Source organism: Aureispira sp. CCB-QB1 (assembly GCF_000724545.1).
In the GTDB taxonomy this organism is placed as follows: Bacteria; Bacteroidota; Bacteroidia; order Chitinophagales; family Saprospiraceae; genus Aureispira.
In genome coordinates this window covers 60,539-66,742 of record NZ_JHBV01000002.1, presented here as the reverse complement: position 1 = coordinate 66,742, position 6,204 = coordinate 60,539, and the positions used below count along the sequence as shown (strand labels likewise).

Here is a 6,204-nt window from a genome sequence, read left to right as displayed (position 1 = left end):
TAATTAAATCTAGTAGATTCCTATCTTTTTTCCAAAAAAAAAGTCATCGCCGAAAAATTCGGGATGACTCATGTTTATATTTTTTAAGGGATATACATATTCCCAATAAGTCTTATATTTTTCGGAGGGACTAGCTTTTACATACCAAATCCACCACCACCTTTAGCCATTTCTTCCAATTCTTTGACAGTCATTTCTTCGTAACCTTCAGGAATTTTGGTAGAAAACTTAATGTCTTTGGCAGCTTTAGCATCGACATTATTGGCAATAATATTAACCTTCATGCCTTGTTGAGTAACCTGTATGCTTAATGGGTATCCTTTCATGCCAGGGTATTGCATTTCCCATTGAGAAGTTGCAGTTGGTGTGATATCTTCTGTAACATACATTACAACAGGATCAGCACCTTCACCAGCAGTAGAAATTACTTTGTAACATTTATACCCAGCAATTTTTTTAGTTTCTTTCTTGAAGTACTCAATTTTAGGAGGAGCAGTATTTTTAGATTGTTTTTGTTGGTACTCCTTCATTTCTTCCTCATCCATTTTAACCGCAATTTTTTTAGACATCATGTTCATTAACATGATACCTTCTTTTTTCTTGTTGTCAAAGCAGACATTAGTTGTAATCATTCCTCCCATCATATTGATGTCGGCTATACTAGAGGAACCTTTAAATCCTATTTTCATTGTAATGTCACCCATCATAGCCGCCATTGGATTATCACCATCAAACTTCATATCGTAAGTAATGACCGCGTCTTGAACTTTTTTTCCCTTTTGAGCAGTACTAGGAGCAACGATCATAGACATGAAGAAAAAGGTAAAGGCAATAGAAAGAATATTTTTCATTTAAATTATAAGTTTTAATATTAAAAGATATTTCGTAAATCTAAAAAAAAAATTATCGATTTGTTTAATGTTTTACTTCATTTTAGCTTCAAGCATTGCCACAAATTTTCGATAACTTATTTTTTATGGTCACTTATGAAACAATAATAATGTCAAATTTAGTTCCAAAAAAAAGATAATAGACTACTAACATATCTAAAAAGTAGCCTAACGATAGGAGATGATATACCAACTTTCGTTGCCACCTTCTTTCTTTGAAGGTTTGCTTTCATCAACACTAACTCTTATACCAGACTTGAATTTACGAGCCATAGCAGTAAATAAGCCCCGATCAAAGTCGCAAGGGTAGGGGTTATAACATTGCATGACGATTTTTTTTTCTTTTGTATCGTGGCTGACCATTTTATAAAATCCAACATAGCCATTTCTGTGGTTCATATTATAAGCTACATCAATTAAGTTAAGACCACTTTCTATAGAATCTACCCCTGGTGGAAAGACAGCATTATCTGGAATTGATTTGCCAAGGTCAAAAATAGTATTAGGACCAAAATCCTTGGCCAATTGATCATAAAAAGCAATCATTATTTTGATGTTATACCAAGCTTCTGAATCGGGATTAGGTACCCCATGTTTAGCTAGTATTTTTAGCATATTATTTTGCGCATAGCTGGGTAATCCAAATATAGCAGGAAATAGTGCTTTGCCGAGAAATTCGGCATTAAGGTCGAAAGGTTCTTGTTGCATAGAATAAAGTTTTATGTTATGAGATTGTCATTGTGGTTCGAAATGCTGACTAAAGCAATCTATAAGCATAAAAGGTAATAAAAATAGGTAATAAATACAAAGAGGAATCCTGTTTTTGTATTGAAAACAAGGAATAATTATTTCATTTATAACGTAAATGGAAATTTATATTTTGATCTCTTGCCAGCTACTATTGGGCAGTGTATAGGTAGCTTTATTAGGTAAATCTAAATCTGGATAATAAATTTTTGAAAGAAAGAGCCCTTGAGGAAGGGCAGGTCGAATGAGTTGTGGTCGTTTTTTGTGTTTTAAGCAGGCTTCAAATGCGTCTAAGCTAAATTTTCCAACCCCTATTTCTAGTAGCTTTTGCACAATAATTCGAATTTGACCTCGTAAGAAACGATTGGCTACAATTCGAAAGCGAAGCTTGGTGCGTTCTTCGTTTTGAAATAAGGTGGCACTTCGAACATCACATATAGTAGTATTATGCAAGTCGGGTTGTTTGCAGAATGCAGCATAATCCTTGTATTTAGTAAGTAAATCTACAGCTTGTTTCATAGCAACTAAGTTGAGCTGATAATCTACATACAAAGAACTCGTTTGGTCAATGAAAGGATCTTTGTGTGTGTGTATGAAGTAATCGTAGGTTCGTTCTTTAGCACTAAAACGAGCGTGCAGGTTTGGAGTAGTGGGAATGATGTCAAAGACAGCAATAGTAGGGGGTAAGATTTTGTTTAGTACAAATTTTAGGTCGTCTCTAATAGGATGTTTTAAATCGGTATGAAAAAAAAATTGGCTGGCATGAACGCCTGCATCTGTCCGACCACAGCCTATAATAGTAATAGAAGGAAGCCTAAGTGCTTTGGCGAGTTTATTTTCTATCACTTCTTGAATAGAGTGTACATTGGGTTGGCGTTGCCAACCTCTATAGTGGATGCCATTGTAGGCTATATGAAAAAAATAACGTGTCAATGCAAGAATTTGAAGTTAGTAAATTTGCCTCAATTTAGACAAACCCATTGAATTGTCCCAACTAATATCAGAATCCAATGAGATTTATTTTGCCAATTACTTAGTTGACTAAAAACAAACCCTAGGCACTAGTTCTATTCGTTACTCTTGCGAAGAGTTTGTTCGTGAATGAGTCGTGAGACTATGTTATTTTTGCTCTTCTTCTATTACTTTTATTGGTATGCGAATTAGACGTTTTGATTCTTCCCAAGATTGAAACGCTTCTAACTCTTGTTTAAGGTTATTATACAACCAAGTCAATAATGCTAAATCATCTAAAAAACCAGCGATTAGAAAGTCTGGAATTAGATCAATAGGCGATAAGAAATAAAGAATAGCGGCTAAACTAAGCGCTACATTTTTTTTAGAAATACCTTGATAATCGCCTTTTACGTATGCCCGTATCATTCTTGTTAAAAGGACTAGGCGTTCTTTGGTCTCATCTGCAAATTCTCGGACAGAATCGTATCTTTCAAGATAAATGATGGATTGTTTGAGCAAGGTATAAATAGTCAATGGTTTTCTAAGTAGTCGATAAGCTCTTCGAAGGAAAACTCTAAAGAACCAACTCTTAGAAACCTTTCGACCATCGTCGTAAGTTGTATAATTTTGCTTTGCGTTTTTACGTCCTTTTTTAGCAAATTTTTTCTTTTTCATATTGATAATAGTTTATAAACTATGTTTTTTTTAGATAAAAAGCATAGAACAATAGAAGTATATACTTCGTGAGACCGCTTAGCTTAGTAGCGGCGTGTTATGATGCGGTTGCTGTGCTTTTTTCTTATAGAAACTACAAATACAACAAAATTATTCTACATCTCGTTCCTGCATCCAACCTAATAATTCTTTGAAGCTATTCTCTAATTCTGTCAATTCTTCAGTTTCTATTTGACCTTTTTGTTGCGCACACATCCGAAAAACCTCGATTTCGTCCATGTCTTGCAAGCTTTGCAAATTTTGATAATGCTCACTGTCAATGGAGCGGTTTTGAATCGCCCGTTGATTTAGAATAATAATTTCGGCAGGTTTATCTTGGATAATTTCTTCTAAGTCACTTAGCAAGTCAGGAGAATAATGCGCCGTTTCTACCTCTATTTTTAACCAAGTATCTAGCGGAACATTCGTATCCAAAGTAGATAATTTTTCTTTAATATAGGCTAAATTACCTTTGTAAGTACGCATTTTGCGTTTGAGTGGCACTTTGACCGATTGTTGATGAAGAATATTTTTGTTTTGAAACTCTATTATTCGAACAACTTGAGCGTAATTAAGTTCACTAAAGTCTAATGGAATTAAGGCGCCAGAGTACCAAATAGGACGATTTTTGTCAATCTGTTGATAGCGGTGTAAGTGTCCTAGTGCTACATAATCAAAGTCTTTCGAAAAGTTTTCAGCTTTGATAATATCCAAAGATCCAATATGGATACTATTGGGGCGATCATCCCGCTGACCACCAGCCGCATACAAATGTCCCGTAACAATAACAGGAATAGCTAGGTTTTGATAAGGTGTTAAGGCGGCTTCTATTTCTTGATAATGTTGCTGAATGCCTTGACGTAGATTTTCGACTCGTTCTTCGTAGGTTTCACCTGAAATACTCTTTCGAATATCTTTGTCTCTGAGATAAGGAACCGCTCCAACAACTGCTTTTAGTGCTCCTTTTTCTTTGCCCCGAATTTCAATGATTTGTGCTGCTCTATCATCCGAAATATGACCAACAACATGTACATTTAGCAATTTGAACAACTCTTTAGAAGCATCCAGCATATTAGCAGAATCATGATTTCCTGCAACAATTACAATGTCTTCACAACAAGTATTGACCAATTGTTTTAAGAAGTTGAAGTATAATTTTCGAGCATAGTTGGGCGGGCTATCGGTATCAAAAATATCTCCAGCAACAACCAATAGTTCGACACCTTCCTGTATAATATATTGAACCAACCAATCGAGTGCAGCTCGGTGTTCTTGCTCTCGATTGCGATGAAAGAACTTTTGCCCTAAGTGCCAGTCGGCAGTATGAAGTAGTTTCATGAATTTAAATTTCGCTTAAAACTTTAGCATCAAAGTCATAAATAATAGCATATTTCTCTCTTGCATAGTTCATAAAGTAACTCAAATTTAAGCCTTCTCCTGTAATTCGTTGGCAGAGTTCTTCTGAAGTATATTTTTGACCGTGTTGATGAATGTGATAACGCAACCATTCTAACAAAGGCTTCATATTACCCTGTGCAATTTCTGCTTCGAGATTAGGAATATCCTCTTTGGCTTTGGAATAAAATTGAGCAGCATAGAAGCTTCCTAGTGAATAGGTTGGGAAATACCCAAACAAACCTTCTGCCCAATGTACATCTTGCAAAATCCCATAAGTAGGATGTGGAACATCTAAGCCCAAAAAGTCTTTGTATTTTTGATTCCAAACAGTTTCTAGACTGTCTACATCATAGGTGCCTTCTATCAACCCTTTTTCAATTTCGTAACGAATCAAAACATGCAAGTGATAATGTATTTCATCCGCAATTGTTCGTAGATAGTTGGGCTCCAGCTGATTGATTGCTTTGTAGAATTGTTCAATTGTAATATCTCCTAAAGAAGCGGGAAACAACTCTTGCATGCGAGGAAAATTAGCTTTCCAGTAAGCCAAACTCAAGCCTACTTGATTTTCCCACAATCTAGATTGTGACTCGTGGATACCCAGCGACGTTGGCATTCCCAAAGGAAGACCATAATATTTGGCTGGCAACCCCATTTCATAAAGCGCATGTCCTCCTTCATGAACACAACCACCAATCATTTCAATTGGATTATCCTCTTCAATTCTAGTCGTTACTCGAACGTCTTTGGAGGAAAATGTTGTGGTAAAAGGATGCTCAGAAATATCTTGGCGACCTGCTTCAAAGTCGTAGCCCATTTGTGTTAATAACTCAATTCCAAAATCCCACTGTTTTTGCTTGTCATAATGACGATTCAAAAACGATTTTTCACTAGGTTTTCCCTTGGCTTGAATTTCTTTGGCAAATGCAACTAGCTGTTGTCGAACATCACCAAACAAAACATCCAATTGAGCAACAGTAGCGCCTTTTTCAAATTCATCAATCAAGGCATCGTAAGGATGTTCGTCGTAACCAATCAGCTCTGCTTTTTCTTTGAGCAACTCAATCATGACACTCAGTTCATTTTTGTATAAACTATAGTCTTTGGCTTTACGGGCTTTGAGCCAAGCTTGAAAGGCGTTCGTTCTAGCTTTGGAGAAAGCAGTAACAAATTCTGTTGATAAGTTTTTTTCTTTGTTATAAAGCGCCAAACTCAGTTCAACATTTTTGGCTTCATTTTCTGATAATGCCTGACGATTATCATTTAAATTAACCAATAGCCCCCCGAATTCGGGACTCGTAGCCCATTCGTGCACAGTTGCTGATAGAGTAGCAATCTGTTGCCCACGTATTTGGGCACCTTTAGGAGGGGCGTTGACTTCATTATCCCAATGCAAGAGGGCGAGCGTACTGTTTAGGTCTTGTATTTTTTGTAGATGAGCAACATATTGTTCGTATTGTTTTCTTATTATAGACATCGTCTTGTAACTATTTTAAAGTAA

The 6,204-nt window shown here is 36.0% G+C and carries 6 protein-coding genes; all 6 read right to left on the bottom strand.

Going from position 1 to position 6,204, the window contains the following annotated elements; translation table 11 throughout:
• Positions 1-137: 137 nt before the first annotated feature.
• On the bottom strand, positions 138-851 hold the full coding sequence (locus CG11_RS00360; RefSeq protein ID WP_052591963.1) for a hypothetical protein: 714 nt from the start codon (positions 849-851) through the stop codon (positions 138-140).
• 207 nt (positions 852-1,058) lie between these two features.
• Positions 1,059-1,598, bottom strand: coding sequence for a hypothetical protein (locus CG11_RS00355; RefSeq protein WP_052591960.1), 540 nt, complete (start codon positions 1,596-1,598; stop codon positions 1,059-1,061).
• 165 nt (positions 1,599-1,763) lie between these two features.
• A complete protein-coding gene (gene truA, locus CG11_RS00350; protein ID WP_052591958.1) occupies positions 1,764-2,570 on the bottom strand; it encodes a tRNA pseudouridine(38-40) synthase TruA in 807 nt (268 codons plus the stop codon).
• Positions 2,571-2,756: 186 nt separating this feature from the next.
• On the bottom strand, positions 2,757-3,266 hold the full coding sequence (locus tag CG11_RS00345) for a YkvA family protein (RefSeq protein WP_052591956.1): 510 nt from the start codon (positions 3,264-3,266) through the stop codon (positions 2,757-2,759).
• Positions 3,267-3,416: 150 nt separating this feature from the next.
• A complete protein-coding gene (locus CG11_RS00340) occupies positions 3,417-4,643 on the bottom strand; it encodes an exonuclease SbcCD subunit D C-terminal domain-containing protein (protein ID WP_052591955.1) in 1,227 nt (408 codons plus the stop codon).
• Between the two features lie 4 nt (positions 4,644-4,647).
• Positions 4,648-6,180 (bottom strand): carboxypeptidase M32, encoded by a 1,533-nt coding sequence (locus CG11_RS00335; protein ID WP_052591953.1) that lies wholly within the window; start codon positions 6,178-6,180, stop codon positions 4,648-4,650.
• Positions 6,181-6,204: the final 24 nt, after the last annotated feature.